Annotated in this window: 18 protein-coding genes; 9 read left to right on the top strand and 9 right to left on the bottom strand. The window is 62.5% G+C overall.

Annotated elements, in window-relative coordinates:
- Nucleotides 1-31 precede the first annotated feature (31 nt).
- Nucleotides 32-1462 (bottom strand): amidase, encoded by a 1431-nt coding sequence (locus ACK6BI_RS27195; RefSeq protein ID WP_409319545.1) that lies wholly within the window; start codon nt 1460-1462, stop codon nt 32-34.
- Between the two features lie 121 nt (nt 1463-1583).
- Between ACK6BI_RS27195 and ACK6BI_RS27190 the strand changes: the two genes are divergently transcribed.
- Nucleotides 1584-2489, top strand: coding sequence for a LysR substrate-binding domain-containing protein (locus ACK6BI_RS27190; protein ID WP_409319544.1), 906 nt, complete (start codon nt 1584-1586; stop codon nt 2487-2489).
- A 54-nt stretch (nt 2490-2543) separates the two neighbouring features.
- On the top strand, nt 2544-3101 hold the full coding sequence (locus ACK6BI_RS27185) for a YceI family protein (protein ID WP_260520025.1): 558 nt from the start codon (nt 2544-2546) through the stop codon (nt 3099-3101).
- A gap of 6 nt (nt 3102-3107) precedes the next feature.
- Here the strand turns inward: ACK6BI_RS27185 and ACK6BI_RS27180 are convergent, their stop codons facing one another.
- Nucleotides 3108-3320, bottom strand: a complete 213-nt coding sequence (locus ACK6BI_RS27180; RefSeq protein ID WP_409319543.1) for a YXWGXW repeat-containing protein — start codon at nt 3318-3320, stop codon at nt 3108-3110.
- A gap of 42 nt (nt 3321-3362) precedes the next feature.
- On the bottom strand, nt 3363-3689 hold the full coding sequence (locus ACK6BI_RS27175) for a YXWGXW repeat-containing protein (RefSeq protein WP_409319542.1): 327 nt from the start codon (nt 3687-3689) through the stop codon (nt 3363-3365).
- Between the two features lie 183 nt (nt 3690-3872).
- Here ACK6BI_RS27175 and ACK6BI_RS27170 point away from each other — a divergent pair, with 183 nt between their 5' ends.
- The gene (locus ACK6BI_RS27170; RefSeq protein WP_409319541.1) at nt 3873-4559 is read left to right on the top strand and encodes a GNAT family N-acetyltransferase; all 687 of its coding nucleotides are present in this window, start codon (nt 3873-3875) and stop codon (nt 4557-4559) included.
- Nucleotides 4560-4624: 65 nt separating this feature from the next.
- Here ACK6BI_RS27170 and ACK6BI_RS27165 read toward each other — a convergent pair whose 3' ends face one another.
- Nucleotides 4625-5065 (bottom strand): hotdog fold domain-containing protein, encoded by a 441-nt coding sequence (locus ACK6BI_RS27165; RefSeq protein ID WP_409319540.1) that lies wholly within the window; start codon nt 5063-5065, stop codon nt 4625-4627.
- A 164-nt stretch (nt 5066-5229) separates the two neighbouring features.
- Here ACK6BI_RS27165 and ACK6BI_RS27160 point away from each other — a divergent pair, with 164 nt between their 5' ends.
- Nucleotides 5230-5856 carry a TetR/AcrR family transcriptional regulator gene (locus ACK6BI_RS27160; RefSeq protein WP_409319539.1) on the top strand — a complete coding sequence of 209 codons (627 nt, stop codon included), beginning with the start codon at nt 5230-5232 and terminating at the stop codon, nt 5854-5856.
- 184 nt (nt 5857-6040) lie between these two features.
- Here the strand turns inward: ACK6BI_RS27160 and ACK6BI_RS27155 are convergent, their stop codons facing one another.
- On the bottom strand, nt 6041-6670 hold the full coding sequence (locus tag ACK6BI_RS27155) for a TetR/AcrR family transcriptional regulator (protein ID WP_409319538.1): 630 nt from the start codon (nt 6668-6670) through the stop codon (nt 6041-6043).
- 100 nt (nt 6671-6770) lie between these two features.
- Here ACK6BI_RS27155 and ACK6BI_RS27150 point away from each other — a divergent pair, with 100 nt between their 5' ends.
- Nucleotides 6771-7355, top strand: coding sequence for an NAD(P)H-dependent oxidoreductase (locus tag ACK6BI_RS27150; protein ID WP_409319537.1), 585 nt, complete (start codon nt 6771-6773; stop codon nt 7353-7355).
- Between the two features lie 3 nt (nt 7356-7358).
- On the opposite strand, the gene ACK6BI_RS27145 is transcribed toward ACK6BI_RS27150, so the two are convergent.
- Together ACK6BI_RS27145 and ACK6BI_RS27140 are read right to left on the bottom strand one after the other, a co-directional pair.
- Nucleotides 7359-8477 carry a P1 family peptidase gene (locus ACK6BI_RS27145; RefSeq protein WP_409319536.1) on the bottom strand — a complete coding sequence of 373 codons (1119 nt, stop codon included), beginning with the start codon at nt 8475-8477 and terminating at the stop codon, nt 7359-7361.
- Between the two features lie 27 nt (nt 8478-8504).
- The gene (locus tag ACK6BI_RS27140; protein WP_409319535.1) at nt 8505-9608 is read right to left on the bottom strand and encodes a polyamine ABC transporter substrate-binding protein; all 1104 of its coding nucleotides are present in this window, start codon (nt 9606-9608) and stop codon (nt 8505-8507) included.
- Nucleotides 9609-9719: 111 nt separating this feature from the next.
- Between ACK6BI_RS27140 and ACK6BI_RS27135 the strand changes: the two genes are divergently transcribed.
- Nucleotides 9720-10493 (top strand): LuxR C-terminal-related transcriptional regulator, encoded by a 774-nt coding sequence (locus ACK6BI_RS27135; protein ID WP_409319534.1) that lies wholly within the window; start codon nt 9720-9722, stop codon nt 10491-10493.
- Nucleotides 10494-10499: 6 nt separating this feature from the next.
- On the opposite strand, the gene ACK6BI_RS27130 is transcribed toward ACK6BI_RS27135, so the two are convergent.
- Nucleotides 10500-11441: a class I SAM-dependent methyltransferase gene (locus ACK6BI_RS27130; protein WP_409319533.1), complete on the bottom strand. Its 942-nt coding sequence runs from the start codon at nt 11439-11441 to the stop codon at nt 10500-10502.
- Nucleotides 11442-11629: 188 nt separating this feature from the next.
- On the opposite strand from ACK6BI_RS27130, the gene ACK6BI_RS27125 reads away from it, so the two are divergent.
- Together ACK6BI_RS27125 and ACK6BI_RS27120 are read left to right on the top strand one after the other, a co-directional pair.
- Nucleotides 11630-12043, top strand: a complete 414-nt coding sequence (locus ACK6BI_RS27125) for a response regulator (protein ID WP_409319532.1) — start codon at nt 11630-11632, stop codon at nt 12041-12043.
- Between the two features lie 63 nt (nt 12044-12106).
- On the top strand, nt 12107-12775 hold the full coding sequence (locus ACK6BI_RS27120; RefSeq protein WP_409319531.1) for an HAD family hydrolase: 669 nt from the start codon (nt 12107-12109) through the stop codon (nt 12773-12775).
- Here the strand turns inward: ACK6BI_RS27120 and ACK6BI_RS27115 are convergent.
- Nucleotides 12769-13428: a methyltransferase family protein gene (locus tag ACK6BI_RS27115; protein ID WP_409319530.1), complete on the bottom strand. Its 660-nt coding sequence runs from the start codon at nt 13426-13428 to the stop codon at nt 12769-12771. The genes ACK6BI_RS27120 and ACK6BI_RS27115 overlap by 7 nt on opposite strands.
- Nucleotides 13429-13581: 153 nt before the next feature.
- Between ACK6BI_RS27115 and ACK6BI_RS27110 the strand changes: the two genes are divergently transcribed.
- Nucleotides 13582-14484, top strand: coding sequence for a pyridoxal-phosphate dependent enzyme (locus ACK6BI_RS27110; protein WP_409319529.1), 903 nt, complete (start codon nt 13582-13584; stop codon nt 14482-14484).
- Nucleotides 14485-14542 lie beyond the last annotated feature (58 nt).

The following is a 14542-nucleotide window of genomic DNA, read 5'->3' as shown; positions in this document are numbered from 1 at the left end:
GCCGCTCCTTGGGAAGCGGCCCTTTTCGTTTTCAGCGACCCGCGTGAATCAGCGGGCGCCGGTGATGCCACGGCAACGCCTGTTCCAGTTGTGCCGACAGACGCAGCAGAACATCGTCAGCGCCGAAGCGTGCGGCCAGTTGCACACCGATCGGCAAGCCACTGCGCGACATCCCCAATGGCAGGGAAATGGCCGGCGTTCCCGCAACGTTGAACACCGGGGTGAAGGGCGAGTGATCGAACACTCGCGCCGTCCATTGCAGGCCATCCAGAGACTCGGCGCCGCGATTGTAGGTGCCGATGGCTTGTGGCAGGCGCGGCAGGGTCGGGGTCAGCAGGATGTCGATGGACTCGAACCACGCGGCCACCTGCCGGGCGACACTGTTGCGCACTTCCAGCGCGGCGGCGAAATCTGTGCCGCGCGATTGCTGGCCGAAGGCGTAGCAGGCGAGGGTGGCCGGTTCCAGGGTGCTGCGGTCGACTGGCCGCCGGGTAGCGGTGGCGAGATGATCGATCCAGCGCACCAGACTGGCACACCAGATGTGCACGTTGGCTTCGACGAACGCGTCCCACGACAGGCCGAGCGGTGCCCGGACGGTTTCAACCTGATGGCCGAGGGATTCAAGCTCTCGGGCGACACGGGCGGTGGCAGCACTGATCTCGGGATCAACGCTGGCCCCGTTCCACGGTGCATCGAGCAAACCTATACGCAAGAGTCCCGGATCGCGGCCGACCTGAGCCAGAAAACCTTCAGCCGGTGCAGAGGTGTAATAAGGATCTCCCGGCGCACAGCCCTGCACCACATCCATCAGCGCCGCGCTGTCGCGCACCGTCCGCGACAGCCCCAGTTGCACGCCGAGCCCGGCAAACACCTCGTCCATCAGTGGCCCGTGAGAGCTGCGGCCACGCGTCGGCTTGAGGCCCACCAGCCCGTTGAAGGCTGCCGGAACGCGGATCGATCCTGCGGCGTCGGTGGCATGGGCGATCGGCACGATGGCCGCCGAGACAGCCGCACCGGCGCCACCGCTTGAGCCCCCGGCGGAGCGTCGCGGGTTCCATGGATTGCGGGTCGGGCCTTGCAGGAGGGAGTCGGTTTCGGTGCTGAAGGCCATTTCCGGGGTGGTGGTTCGGCCCAGGGTGATGAGCCCGGCGGCGTTGAATCGTTGCATCAGACTGGAGTCGCTTTGCGCGACCAGGCCTTGCGCGAGTCGGCTGCCCAGTTCATTGCGTCGCCCGGCTGCGGTGATCGCCAGGTCCTTGATCAGAAACGGCACCCCGGCCAAGGGGCCGCTGCCCGTGGTCGCGGGCGGTATCCAGTGCTCGATGACGGCGTTGATCGCTGGGTTGACCTGCTGTATCGCTTCGATGGTCAGAGCGGTCAGCTCTTTGGCGTGGACTTCGCCTGTGGCAATCAGTTGTGCGAGACCGATGCCGTCATGTTCGGCGTATTCGTTGAGGTTCATGGATGGCACTCCGAGAGGGAGCACCGATAATAAGTCGCAGGGTATCAGCTGATTAGCCCATAATCGCGGCATGAAATGTGCCATGGGTGGCACAGTTGATTGTTCTCAGGGCAGGCCCGAAATGATCCGTGACTTGAACGACACACTGGTTTTCGTCCGTGTGGTGCGTCTGGGCAGCTTCACCGCCGCTGCCCATGCGTTGCAGATGCCGAAAACCACGGTCAGCCGCCGGGTGCGCGAACTGGAACAGGCCATCGGCGTACAGTTGCTGCGCCGCACCACGCGCCAGTTGAGCCTGACCGAGGCCGGTGCGGTGTATTACGAGCAGTGCAAATCCATTGCCGATACGCTCGAACACGCCGAGCGGGCGGTGCATCAATTGCGTGACGGACCTCGTGGCTGGTTGCGGGTGACAGTGCCTTTTTCATTCGGGGTCAGTTGGTTCGCTCCGTTGCTGGCAGGGTTTCGTCAGGCGTATCCGGACATCCGCCTGGAGATTCTGGCCTCTCATGTGCCGATGGATCTGGTGGGCGAGGAGATCGATATCGCCCTGCGGCTGGGTGCATTGCCGGATTCGAGCCTGATCGCCCGGCGGCTGGCCAGTTTTCCCACGGGCATTTACGCGGCCCCGCAATACCTCGAGCGCCACGGCACGCCACAATCCCCTGAAGAGCTGTTGCAGCATCAGACGTTGACGCTGCATCAGGCGCGGCGCGATGTCGGTTATGTCTGGCCATTGCGCCGGGAAGGGGCCCGCCTGAGAGACTATCGCGTCGAACCCTGCATTCTTGCCAATGACCCGGCGCTGTTGCACGAAGCGTTACTGGCAGGCGAGGGACTGAGCCTGGCGATGGAGCAGAGCATGCAAGCGGACATGCAGGCGGGGCGCCTGATCCGGGTTCTGCCGCAGTGGATCGGCCCGCCCCAGGATCTCAATGCGGTCACGGCCCGCGAGCATCTGCCATCGCCCAAGGTGAAGGCGTTGATCGGCTATCTGAAGGTGAGGATGACCGACGCAGTGGCATAACCGCCGGAACTTTGCTTAAGTCATTCGAGGTCCACTCGGGCAGCGGAGCATCCCATGTCGATTCGATTGTTGTTGGCTGCCGTGTGTTGCCTGATCGTCACGCCGGCGGTGCAGGCCGTGGAGTACACCCGGGTCAACACCACTGCCAGCCAGATCAGCTTCACCTATGACCAGATGGGCTCGCGGATGTATGGCACGTTCGGCAAATTCGACGCGACGCTGGACTTCGACACCGAACATCTTGCCGATGCCCATACGACGTTGCACATCGACCTCACCAGCATCGATGCCGGCAGCGAAGACGCCAACACCGAACTGGTGAAGCCCGCGTGGTTCGACACGGAAAAATTCCCGATGGCGGTGTTCGAGTCGACCCGTTTCAGCCGGGTTGATGACCACCATTATCGGTTGCTCGGCCGACTTACCCTCAAAGGCATCACTCGCGAAGTGCAGGTGCCGGTGCAACTGAAACCCGACAGCAGCATCGGCATCTTCGACGGTGAATTGGTACTCAAGCGCGATGCCTTTGGCCTCGGTGCCGGGGAGTGGGCCGACACCGTGGTTTCCAACGACATCGCGATCAAGTTCAAGATCGTTGCGCCGGCGCAGTGATCGGCCTCAATACGCCCGCCAGTGCCCCGGCACCCAGCGCCATTGGTTGCCGGCCCAGCGGTAATGGCCGGCGACCCAGTGGTAGCCCGGTGCAGGCATCGCCGGAACGACTTCTACAACAGGCGGTGGCCGGTGCGGGCGTGCCGGTTCGACGACGCAGCCCGACAGTGTGATCGCCACGAGCGTGGCGGTGAGCAAGGTTTTTATGATTTTTGACATGGTGGTGTTCCTGGTAGGTAACGTTGGCAGACGGTTGCGCGATCAACGCACCCAGTGACCTTCAATCCAGTACCAGTTCGGCCCGCGCGCCTCCCAGTGGCCCGGTTCCCAGCGTGCGCCGTGGTGGCGCACCGGTTGCCAGTGTCCGGGCATCCAGACATAACCGCGACCTTCCCAGCGCCAGTGACCGCGATCCCAGGCGTAACCGGGCCGTGGACCGGGCATCGGTTCCATGCGCATCGGTGGCGGCGCTTCGCGGATGATGATTTCGGGTTGGGCAAATACCGGCGAGCTGGCCAGTGCGGCCAGCGTCACCGGCACCAGCAGCAGGGCTTTTCGCCATTTCAAAAGGGAACGCAGAACGTTCATGACAACTCCTCAGGGCCTGCGTCGGGAAATGAACGCAGCTGAAGAATTGGACGCCAAACGGGCAAAAAGTCCGTTCACCGGCAGATGAAATTTTTGTCAGGCTTGCACAGGGTATGATGTCGCGGTTCGCCGGTCGCTCAACCCGCCCGGCAACTTGTGTTTTACCGCCGGAGTTCACCCGCCATGCCCCGCATCACCCACTACAAATCCCCGTGCCCCGAAGGCGTCAACAGCCAGATCCTGCAAATGGTGGTCGACTACCTGACCGACATCAGTGCGATCGGTCTGGGCCCGAGCAACCTGCTGTACAACGTCTATCAGTACGCGGTCGGCTACGAGGTGCATTTGTATCTGGAGGCACTGAATGGCGAGAAGGGCACCGAAGTGGAGCTGCTGGTGGCCACCGACGAGGATGACCCGGAGAAGGTGATCGGCTTCCTGCTGTACCTGCCGGTGCAAGGGGATTGGGAGGCGTGCAACGTCGCGTACCTGGCGGTCCGTCAATCGCATCGCCGCCAGGGCGTGGCCCGTGCGTTGATCGCGGAAATGGTTGCGCGCTACCCCCATGCCGAACTGACATGCAGCGTGGGTAAAGTCCCGTATTTCGAGGCGCTGGGCTTTGAAGTGCTGGGCCAGCTGGAGACTCAGGTGTTGATGAGCACCCGGCATTACCGCAGCAACGGTTTGCGTGGTTTCATCGACACCACGCCGATCTACCGCTCGCTGGAGGTGCAGCAGATCCACACTTATCTGCTGCAAAAGCACGGTAAGCGGGCGATGGTCGACGCGGAAAAACAGCGGGACCGGCACCTGGATCAAGTCACGCGCCACACAGAGGCATTCGTCCGCCAGCGCCTGACCGTGCACTGATCCGGCCAACGGCAAACAGCCCTTGCTGCAATGAGCGCAACAAGGGCTTTTTTGTGCCCGTGATTTCAGGCCAGCTTCACGTTCATGGTGATCCGCGCCGTGAACACCTTCTTGCCCTCGGTATCGTGGATGTCCACCGGCACGATCTTGTCGCCTTCGGTCTGCCAGTCCAGCCCTTCGCCAAGGGCCACGGCGGTCACATCGGATTTGGCCTTGGCCAGGTACTCGACGGTCATGCCTTTTGGAATCCAGCGAGCGCCGGCGGGGATCGACACATCGGTCATCATCCCCGCGGCCAGCTCGGCGGCGTTGCACAGGGCAATGGCGTGCACGGTGCCGAGGTGGTTGGTGATCTCCCGGCGAAACGGAACCTGCACCGTCGCCGAGCCTGCCCGCAGTTCGCTGACCAGCGGGTTGATGGTGCTGAAGTAAGGCGCGACCTGACAGGCCATCTGGCTGAATGCCTGGGGGCCGACACTGCTGAACATGTTGAGAAACTGACTCATGGTGAAGCCTCGCAATGGGGTAGATTTGCAGAATTATGTTCCGTCACAGAATATTGTTCTGTAACGGAACGGTATTCTGTCTGCGGGAAATCTGTCAACCTAGGCGCGTTTCGATTACCGGCACGGGTGTGCCCTCCAACCGGATTAACAAGGCCTTCAACCCCATGGACACCGCAGATCTACTCGAGCGCAGCTACCCCGGACGCCGGGCCGAACTCAAGCGCGACATCTTTCGCAAAGCCTTGCGCCTGTTCAACGAGCAGGGGATCGAGGCCACCACCATCGAAATGATCCGTGCCGAGTGCGACACCAGTGTCGGCGCGATCTACCACCATTTCGGCAACAAGGAAGGGCTGGTGGCCGCGTTGTTCTTCACTGCTCTTGAGGATCAGGCACGCCTGCGTGATGCCTGTCTGGCCGAGGCAACGACTACTGAAGAAGGCGTTCGGGCGCTGGTCTACAGCTACGTGGACTGGGTCGAGAACCAGCCTGAGTGGGCGCGGTTTCAATACCACGCGCGCCACGCGGTGACCCGCGGCCCGCACAAAGAAGAGCTCGCCGACCGCAACAGGACGCGCAACCAGGGCCTGCGCACCTGGCTGAGCGAATCCGGGCGCGCAGCCGAACTCATTGAATGCCCGGCCGAACTGCTGCCATCGCTGATCATCGGTCAGGCCGACAGCTATTGTCGGGCATGGTTGTCGGGAAGAGTGCAGGGCAGCCCGAAGGCCTGTCGTGAATTGTTGGCGCAGGCGGCGTGGCGTTCGATCCGTCGCGAACCGGAACGCTGATTTTCAGGGACAAAAAAAGAGCCTCAAGACTCTTTGATGGGGAGGAAGTAGAGCCCGTGAGGCTCAAGATGCGCGTGAAACAAAGGTACGGGCTTGATTGGGGTTCAGAACACCCGCACCTGCGCAGCGGTCTGGCGAGCCAAGCAGCTGCGTAACTCCATCCTAGGAAGGTGCACGGACGGTCTCAAGTACCGTCAGTCACTTGCTTTGCTGCCCTTTCGACCATCGCGGCGATGGTTGCAAACAACTCGTCGCGGGCCTGTGCTGCACTGATTTCGTCGGTAGCTGCTGCTTGAGACAACGCCTCGGCGGCACCGAGCATGGCGCGCAGTCCCGCTTGGCTAATGTCACCACCGTCAGCGAACGGCGACAGCACACGGCGGCATTTCTCCAGGAAAATCGCCTCGTATTCGCGCTTGATCTTCTCCAGTTCCGGCGAGCTGGCCAGGGCGGCGATCACCCCGGGAATCTCGTTGCCCTGAGTCAGCACACAGTCGACATACGACGTGGCAATCACCGAGGCAGTGTCGCTCAACGTCGCCTCGCAATTGTCCAGCGCGGCATCCATCAGTGCGGTCTGGCGCCTGTCGAAATCCTGATACAGCGCAGCCAGCAAACCGGCGCGGGTGATGAAGTGGTCATAGACCACCGGTTTGGTCACACCGGCCTTTTCCGCCAGATAACCCAGGGTCAGGGCGTCGGTGCCTTCTTCGCGAATCAATTGCCAGGCCATGTCGAGCAACTGGCGCTGGCGGTCTTCCCGGGAAAGTCGCCGGCGGGGTTGAACGGATTCGGGGATTTCAGTGGTTGACATTGCTTATATACCAAACGTAACTTACTGAAGGTAACTTACTAAGTGTAGCTTATCGAAAGGATAAGCCCTTGGTCAGCAATCACCAACCGGAGATTTCCCCATGCACGCACTGATTGTTGTGGCTCATGACGATCCCCGTTCGCTGACTCATGCGCTGGCGCAAAAAATCGCCAAAGGCCTGTCGGAGAACGATCCGTCCAACACCTTCGAAATTGCTGACTTGCACGCCGAGGAATTCGACCCGCGTTTCGGCGTGGCCGACTGGGCGGTGCATCACCGTGAGTCAGCACCGCCGGCAGACGTCCTGGCCGAACAGGCACGCATAGACCGCGCCGATGCACTGGTGCTGGTGTATCCGGTGTTCTGGTGGTCGATGCCGGCGCTGCTCAAAGGCTGGATCGACCGGGTATTCAGCAATGGCTGGGCGTATGACTTCGACGGTGATTCGACACGCAAGAAGCTCGGACGCTTGCCCGTGCATCTGGTCGCACTCGGCGGGGCCGATGCGCGCACCTACGAACGCCACGGCTACGACGCGGCGATGAAGAGGCAGATCGATCACGGGATCTTCGACTACTGCGGGGCGACGGTGGCGGGCTCGGCGTTGCTGCTGGAGTCCGAGTCGAGCGATCCTGCGATCCAGTTGCAGGCCGCGCGTGAACTCGGACTTGGGTTGTTCCGATGAGTGTCAACGAGCGCCCGGCCAGCCGGCTTTTTCGAGAGCGGCGAGCAAGGTGGCGGCATCCAGCCCTTGCACCGCATGCCCGTTGCCTTCGGTGCTGTCGCTGGCCAGCAAGGCGTTGATGATTGCTTCTTCCACCGCCTCGGTCGCCGCCAGAAACAGCTCGCTGATGTGGTCGTTGTTGACCATCCGCAAGCCGTCGCAAGTGGGCGCACCTTTGCCCTCGTAGGCGGCGGGCGGGATCTGTTCGTTGCCGGTGGCGAAGGCAATGAAAATGTCACCGCTGTGGTCTTCGTTGCCGCCGCCGGTGCGCGCCAGACCGAGACTGGCCCGTTGTGCCAGGCGCGTGCATTGATGCGGCAACAACGGCGCATCGGTGGCCAGGCACACCACAATCGAACCCATGCCCGGATGCGGCAGCGACGCGCGCAGGAACGGCGAGTCCACCTGTTCCATGTAGCGCCCGACCGGGTAGCCGTCGACCCGCAGTTCGCGGCGTATCCCGTGGTTGGCCTGGACGATGGCCCCCACCGTCCAGCCGCCCTGAGCCTTGCTCAAGCGGCGCGATGCGGTGCCGATCCCGCCCTTGAATTCATGGCAGATCATGCCGCTGCCACCGCCCACCGCGCCTTCCTGCACAGGGCCGTCAACGGCGTTGTTCAGTGCTTCCACTACATGTTTGGGCTTCACATGAAAGCCGTTGATGTCGTTGAGCAAACCGTCGAAGGTTTCCAGCACCACCGGCATGTTCCAGTAGAGCCGACTGTCGTCCGGTTGCTGCTCGCGATCCAGCTCGATCAAGGCATCGCGCACCACACCCAGGCTGTGGGTGTTGGTGAAGGCGATCGGGCTGGTCAGCAGGCCGGCCTCGCGAATCCATTCCAGCCCGGTGGCATCACCGTTGCCGTTGAGTACGTGAACGCCGGCAAAACAGGGCTTTGCGTTGGTCGATACGGCACGCGGTTCGATCAGGGTGACGCCGGTGCAGACATCACGTCCGCTGGCGCTGTGGCCGCGCACATTGCTGTGGCCGACCCGCACGCCGGGTACGTCGGTGATGGCATTGAGCGGGCCCGGCTGCAGTTGGCCGATGCGGATATGGAGATCGCGGGCTCTTGGTTTCATGGTGTTTTCTTCTCTGTTCAATGTTGATTACTGGCCGTTCTTGACCTTGCTCCAGACCCGTGTGCGCACCCGCTCGGTGGCTTTGGGCAGCGGTTCGAGGGTGAATAGCGTGGCCATCGCCGTGGCGGGCGGATACACCGCCGGGTTGTCGCGGGTGGCTTTGGCGACCAGCGCGGTGGCGGCGCGATTGCCATTGGGGTAGGACAGATGATCGCTGACCGGCGCAATCACCTCGGGCCGCAGCAGGTAGTCGATGAACGCCAGGCCCTGAGCCGGATGTGGCGCGTCCTTGAGCAGTACCAGCGTGTCGAACCACACCGGTGCGCCTTCCTTGGGCAGGCTGTAGCGGATCTTCACGCCATTGCCGGCCTGTTCGGCGTTGGTCCTGGCTTCGAGCATCGCGCCGGACCAGCCGACCGCCACGCAGATGTTGCCGTTGGACAGATCGCTGATGAATTTCGAGGAGTTGAAGTAGGCGATGTGCGGGCGCAGTTTCAGCAGCAGGGCTTCGGCTTTCTGATAGTCCTCGACGTTTGTGCTGTTGGGCGGCAGGCCGAGATAGTGCAACGCCACCGGGAGCATTTCCGACGGTGAATCGAGCATCGCCACGCCGCATTCGCCGAGTCTGGCCAGGTTCTCCTCCTTGAACACCAGATCCCAGGAATCCACCGGCGCCTTGTCGCCCAGCACGGCGCGCACCTTGTCGACGTTGTAGCCGATGCCGTTGGTGCCCCACAGATAGGGGACGGCGTACTGGTTGCCGGGATCGTTGTTGGCCAGTTTGCTCAGCAGATCGTTATCGAGGTTCTTCCAGCCCGGCAGTTGATGGCGGGGCAACGGGGCGAGGGCGCCGGCCTTGATCAGGGTCGGCAGACTGAAGTTGCTCGCCACGACCACGTCGTAGCCGCTGTGGCTGGCCATCAGTTTGCCTTCCAGCACTTCGGCGCTGTCGAAGGTGTCGTACACCGGCTCGATGCCGCTGTCGCGCTTGAAGTCTTGCAAGGTGCTCGGGCCGATGTAGTCGTACCAGTTGTAGACATGCACGCTCGGCGGCTCGGCCGCTTGCGCGGTCAGTGCGACGGACACGACACCCGCCAGGCCCAGGTTGATATACCCGTGATGACAACGCATGATGCGGCACTCCTGGCCTGTGGCAGGCCGGTGATGAACAGGAGTGGTCAGCCTATCGGGCAGGCCGCCCGCCACCCATTCCCATCATGGGTTACTCAAAAGGGGTAGTGCGTGGACGCGTTGCTGCAGGAATTGCCGGTGCATCAGAGCCTGTCGCGGGTGTTCGCCACGATCGGTCAGGACGGCTTCTGGCGGGCGCTGGTCGATACGGTGCGGTTGCTGGTGCCGCTGGACAATGCGTTGGTGGCGCTGATGCAGGCGGGGCGACCGCCGCTTTTACTGATCGACTTCGACAGCCAGAGCCGCGCCGACGAGCAGGAAGAACTGGCCGGTTACTGTGCCGGCATGTACTTGCTCGATCCGTTCTATCGGGCTGCCGTCGCCGGCATCGTCGACGGTTTGCACAGCCTGGCGTCCGTGGCGCCGGACCAGTTTCTGCACAGCGAGTACTACCAGAGCTATTTCCGTTCGGTGGTCGGCGCGGATGAACTGCAATTCATGGTCAATCTGGACGACGGCGTGCTCGGCTTGTCGCTGGGCAGGACGACGGATTTCAGTCTGCAGGAACAGGGGCGCTTGCTCTGCGTGCGGGACTGGGTGTTGTCAGCGATGCGTCGGCACGTGCAGTTGATGCCTCCGCAGGGCGCAGTCGCTGATGCACCGGTCGGTGATCTGGCCGCACTGCTGGATCGTTTCGATGCGCGGCTGACCGTACGCGAAATCGACACCGCTCGCCTGATTCTCCAGGGCTTTTCCAGCAAGGCCATCGCCCAGCGAATGAACATTTCGCCGGAGACCGTGAAGGTGCATCGGCGCAACCTCTATCACAAGCTCAAGGTCACCGGGCATGGTGAATTGTTTGCGCTGGTATTGCGTCCGCGCTGACCGGGATCAGCCGATCTGCCGGAACAACAGCGCCTTCAGGCCGCTTTCAGGGTCGACATCCGGAAACTCCGGCGGGTTTTCCAGGCGCTGCACGAAACCCAGGCTCGGCGCCTCTCGCGTCACGCCATCGATCAGGAAGTCAGACCCGAACGAGGGGTCGTTCATACAGGCCAGCACCGTACCCCGGGCCGTGAGCAATTCCGGCAGACGGCGCAGCACGCGCTGGTAATCCTTGGTCAGCAGGAAGCTGCCTTTCTGGAACGACGGCGGGTCGATGATCACCAGATCGTACGGGCCGCTGTTGATCACCTTGCCCCAGGACTTGAACAGGTCGTGGCCGAGGAAACTCACCTTGCTCAGGTCATGCCCGTTCAGACGGTGATTGTCGCGGCCCCGGCTCAGCGCCGCGCGGGACATGTCGAGATTGACCACATGGCTGGCGCCGCCTTCGATGGCCGCCACCGAAAAACCGCAAGTGTAGGCGAACAGGTTCAGCACCCGTTTGCCGGCGGCCTGTTCGCGAACCCAGTTGCGCCCGTAACGCATGTCGAGGAACAGCCCGGCGTTCTGCTTGCGGCCCAGATCCACGCGGTATTTCAGCCCGCCTTCGACGATGGTCATCTCGTCGATCTCTTCCCCCGACAGCCATTCGGCGGTGCTCTGCGGCAGGTAACGGTGCTGGATCAGCAGGGTGTGAGCACCGGACTGCTGCCATTGCTCTGAATGAGTGATCTGCAGCAGCAGGCGCTTGAGGTCTTCCAGCTGCGAGGCCTCGGGTTCCTTGAACAGCGACACCAGTACCACGCCTTGCAGCCAGTCCACGGTGATTTGCTCCAGCCCCGGCCAGCAACGCCCACGGCCATGAAACAGGCGCCGGGTTTCGGTCGGTGCCGACGTCAGCGCGGTGAGCAGATGGGTGTGGAGAATGGCGAGGGCTTGAGGGTTCATCAATCGGAATCGGCCAACAAAAGGGCGGGCATTTTAACCACAAACAGGCCGTGACGAGGGCTCGCCGACCGGCGTTATCGAAAAGACCTGTATCAAAAATGAATTTCTGTACAAGGCGTCGCTCATACCAGATAAGCAGCGGGCTCAATCCGCTGAAAACGTTCATGTTGTTCAGGGAGTGCCAGTTCATGTGTCCAGTTCCGTCGTCGAGCGCGCACCTTCCTGACGGGTTGATTCTGGTAGTGGAAGACGATCCGTTGATTCTGGAGTTTCTGTGCGAAATTCTTCAGGAGGAAGGTTTCAAGGTGGAGCCGCAGACCAGTGCCGATGCGGCGTCGCGATACCTGGAAGAGCACGCGCCGGAAGTTGCGCTGCTGCTGACCGACATCACCATGCCCGGCACCTTGAATGGTGCGGACCTGGCCAATCTGGTCGGCGAGCGCTGGCCGGACAAACCGGTCATGGTCATGTCCGGTTATGAAACCCCGGAGACTTCCGGCGTCCGTCACCCGGTGGCGTTCATCAAAAAGCCCTGGGCCATCGGCCAATTGCTCGACTGCGTGGACGGCGCGTTCAAATCCAAGTCGCCGCGTCTGCACTGAAGCCTGCGGCAGATGCTACATTGCCGGGCACATTTGCCCGGCTTTGCCTGAGGATGCGATCCCTTGTCTGCCCACAATGCTGTTTTCAACCGCGCGTTCGGCGCGTTCCTGTTCGACATGGACGGCACCGTCCTCAACTCCATCGCCGCCGCCGAGCGGATCTGGGCGGCCTGGGCCGTGCGTCACGGCGTCGATGTCGAGACCTTCCTGCCGAGCATCCACGGCGTGCGCGCCATCGACACCATCACCCGGCTGAACCTGCCGGGCGTGGACGCCGAGGCGCAAGCGGCGTTCATCACCGAGGCGGAAATCGAAGACGTTGAAGGCATTGTCGAGATTCCGGGTGCGGCAGCGTTTCTCAAGGCATTGCCGGCAAATCAATGGGCCATGGTGACCTCGGCGCCACGGGATCTGGCGTTGCGACGGATGGCGGCGGCGGGGATTCCGGAGCCGACGGTAATGATTACTGCCGAGGACGTGAGTGCCGGCAAACCTGATCCGGCCGGTTATCGACTGGCAGCCAGACGTCTGGGACTGGAACCGGCCGATTGTCTGATTTTCGAAGACGCGGCGGTCGGCATCCAGGCGGCTGAAGCGGCGGGTGCGCCGTTGATGATCATTACAGCGACCCATCAGCATCCACTTGATACCGCGCACGCGACCATCGCCAGTTACCGCGACGTTACGGTGAGCATCGACAGCGACGGCCAGTTGCGTCTGCAACCTCAGTAAACGCCGGGCAACAACCGCCAGCTGCGTGCGCAATAGGCCTCGTACTCGGCGCCGAACTGCGTGCGCAGCAGGGCTTCCTCTGAATGGATGCGGGCAATCAACGGGATCAGCGTCAGCGCCGCCAGCAGGATTCCGACCACCGAACGAAATGCCAGGGCCCAGCCCAGCGCGTTGACGACCAGTCCCAGATAGCTGGGGTTGCGCAGACGGGTATAAATGCCGTCAGTCACCAGGCGATGTCCCGGTTGAATCGCCACCAGACCGCTGAAGCGGCGGCCCAGCACAAACACCGGCCACAGCCGCAACGCGCCGCCGGCAATGAACAGCAAGGCCCCCAGCCATCGAATGCCTTCGCGACCGATGGTCCAGAATTCGATGCGATCGCAGTAGGCCGGCAGAAAGGCGCTGACCAGACCGATCACGCCGAACGCCGGAATCACCCAGCGATTGGCCCGGTCTTCGCGTTCGCCCGAACTCAGGTTCACCTCGCTGAACAACGACACCACCACCATCACCAGCGTCGCCAGGGCCACGACCACCAGTGCCCCATGGGAAAAGAACACCGCCACGCCGCCGATGCCCCACATCGCCAGACCCAGATAAGCGAGAGTGGCGATTACCGCGACGACGGTCATTTGCGCTGACATTTTCATAGGCACCTCACTGCGGTTCCATTCAGTGTAGATCCCGGCACGATCCCCGGCGTTTACCGTGAGGGGGGCAGGGTGGACTAAGCTGAAACATGGAACGCTTCGACTTCAACCGTCCGCGCGCCATGGCGTGCGTAGCGTCATCAGGAGCCCGCCATGCTGCACATCCGCACGCCGTTGATCCTCCATCCAACCCTGTCGACCAGCTCCCGGCGTATCTGGCTGAAACTGGAAAACCTGCAGCCCAGTGGCTCCTTCAAGCTGCGGGGCATGGGGTTGTTGTGCAGTCAGGCGGCGGCGCAGGGCAAACGCAAAGTGGTCTGTCCGTCCGGTGGCAATGCCGGCCTCGCCACGGCGGTGGCGGCGGCCAGCCTGGGCCTTCAAGCCTGCATCGTGGTGCCGCACACCACCCCGGAAGCGACCCGCGCACGCATCCGCCGCACCGGTGCCGAAGTCATCGTCCATGGCAAGGTCTGGGACGAAGCCAATCAGCGGGCGCGGGAACTGGCCAGTGCGGCTGACACCGAATACGTCCCGGCCTTCGACCACCCGGTGTTGTGGCAAGGGCACAGCACGATGATCGATGAAATTCTCGAAGACTGCCCGCAGGTCGACGCCGTGGTCACCTCGGTCGGTGGCGGGGGATTGCTCGCAGGGCTACTCACGGGGCTGCTCCGTCATGAGCGACGCGATTGCCGGATCATCGCCTGCGAAACCCGTGGCGCCGCCTCGTTTGCCGCCGCCGTCGAGGCCGGGCATCCGGTGCGCCTGAGCAAGATCGACACGGTTGCCACCTCCCTTGGCGCTGCACAAGTGGCGCAATGGCCAGTGCAACATATTGGCGAGTTCGATCACCAATGCCTGGTGCTGTCCGATGACGACGCGATCATGGGGGTGGTGCGTTATGCCAATGACTTGCGGCAACTGGTGGAGCCGGCTTGTGGAGTGTCGCTGGCGGTGGCTTATCTGGATCATCCGGCGTTGGCGGGGGCTCGGGATGTAGTGATTGTGGTATGTGGCGGGGTGAGCAACCGGGGGCGAGGGGGGGCGGTTCTTTAAAAACCTTTGACCCACCGCACGAAAGGGGAAGGGAGGCGACAGGGGGCGCCCGTGCCAG

This window comes from Pseudomonas sp. KCJK9016, from assembly GCF_046231795.1.
Lineage (GTDB): Bacteria > Pseudomonadota > Gammaproteobacteria > Pseudomonadales > Pseudomonadaceae > Aquipseudomonas > Aquipseudomonas bananamidigenes.
The sequence above is the reverse complement of the archived record's forward strand: the minus strand, read 5'-3'. Positions and strand labels throughout refer to the sequence as shown.

Excerpts from the sequence above, each read along its gene's own strand:
- ACK6BI_RS27175 (WP_409319542.1), bottom strand. The coding sequence starts at position 3,689 with ATGAACGTTCTGCGTTCCCTTTTGAAATGGCGAAAAGCCCTGCTGCTG.
- ACK6BI_RS27155 (WP_409319538.1), bottom strand. The coding sequence starts at position 6,670 with ATGTCAACCACTGAAATCCCCGAATCCGTTCAACCCCGCCGGCGACTT.
- ACK6BI_RS27110 (WP_409319529.1), top strand. The coding sequence starts at position 13,582 with ATGCTGCACATCCGCACGCCGTTGATCCTCCATCCAACCCTGTCGACC.
- ACK6BI_RS27170 (WP_409319541.1), top strand. The coding sequence starts at position 3,873 with ATGCCCCGCATCACCCACTACAAATCCCCGTGCCCCGAAGGCGTCAAC.
- ACK6BI_RS27190 (WP_409319544.1), top strand. The coding sequence starts at position 1,584 with ATGATCCGTGACTTGAACGACACACTGGTTTTCGTCCGTGTGGTGCGT.
- ACK6BI_RS27115 (WP_409319530.1), bottom strand. The coding sequence starts at position 13,428 with ATGAAAATGTCAGCGCAAATGACCGTCGTCGCGGTAATCGCCACTCTC.
- ACK6BI_RS27160 (WP_409319539.1), top strand. The coding sequence starts at position 5,230 with ATGGACACCGCAGATCTACTCGAGCGCAGCTACCCCGGACGCCGGGCC.
- ACK6BI_RS27130 (WP_409319533.1), bottom strand. The coding sequence starts at position 11,441 with ATGAACCCTCAAGCCCTCGCCATTCTCCACACCCATCTGCTCACCGCG.
- ACK6BI_RS27145 (WP_409319536.1), bottom strand. The coding sequence starts at position 8,477 with ATGAAACCAAGAGCCCGCGATCTCCATATCCGCATCGGCCAACTGCAG.
- ACK6BI_RS27140 (WP_409319535.1), bottom strand. The coding sequence starts at position 9,608 with ATGCGTTGTCATCACGGGTATATCAACCTGGGCCTGGCGGGTGTCGTG.
- ACK6BI_RS27165 (WP_409319540.1), bottom strand. The coding sequence starts at position 5,065 with ATGAGTCAGTTTCTCAACATGTTCAGCAGTGTCGGCCCCCAGGCATTC.
- ACK6BI_RS27195 (WP_409319545.1), bottom strand. The coding sequence starts at position 1,462 with ATGAACCTCAACGAATACGCCGAACATGACGGCATCGGTCTCGCACAA.
- ACK6BI_RS27150 (WP_409319537.1), top strand. The coding sequence starts at position 6,771 with ATGCACGCACTGATTGTTGTGGCTCATGACGATCCCCGTTCGCTGACT.
- ACK6BI_RS27185 (WP_260520025.1), top strand. The coding sequence starts at position 2,544 with ATGTCGATTCGATTGTTGTTGGCTGCCGTGTGTTGCCTGATCGTCACG.
- ACK6BI_RS27125 (WP_409319532.1), top strand. The coding sequence starts at position 11,630 with ATGTGTCCAGTTCCGTCGTCGAGCGCGCACCTTCCTGACGGGTTGATT.
- ACK6BI_RS27180 (WP_409319543.1), bottom strand. The coding sequence starts at position 3,320 with ATGTCAAAAATCATAAAAACCTTGCTCACCGCCACGCTCGTGGCGATC.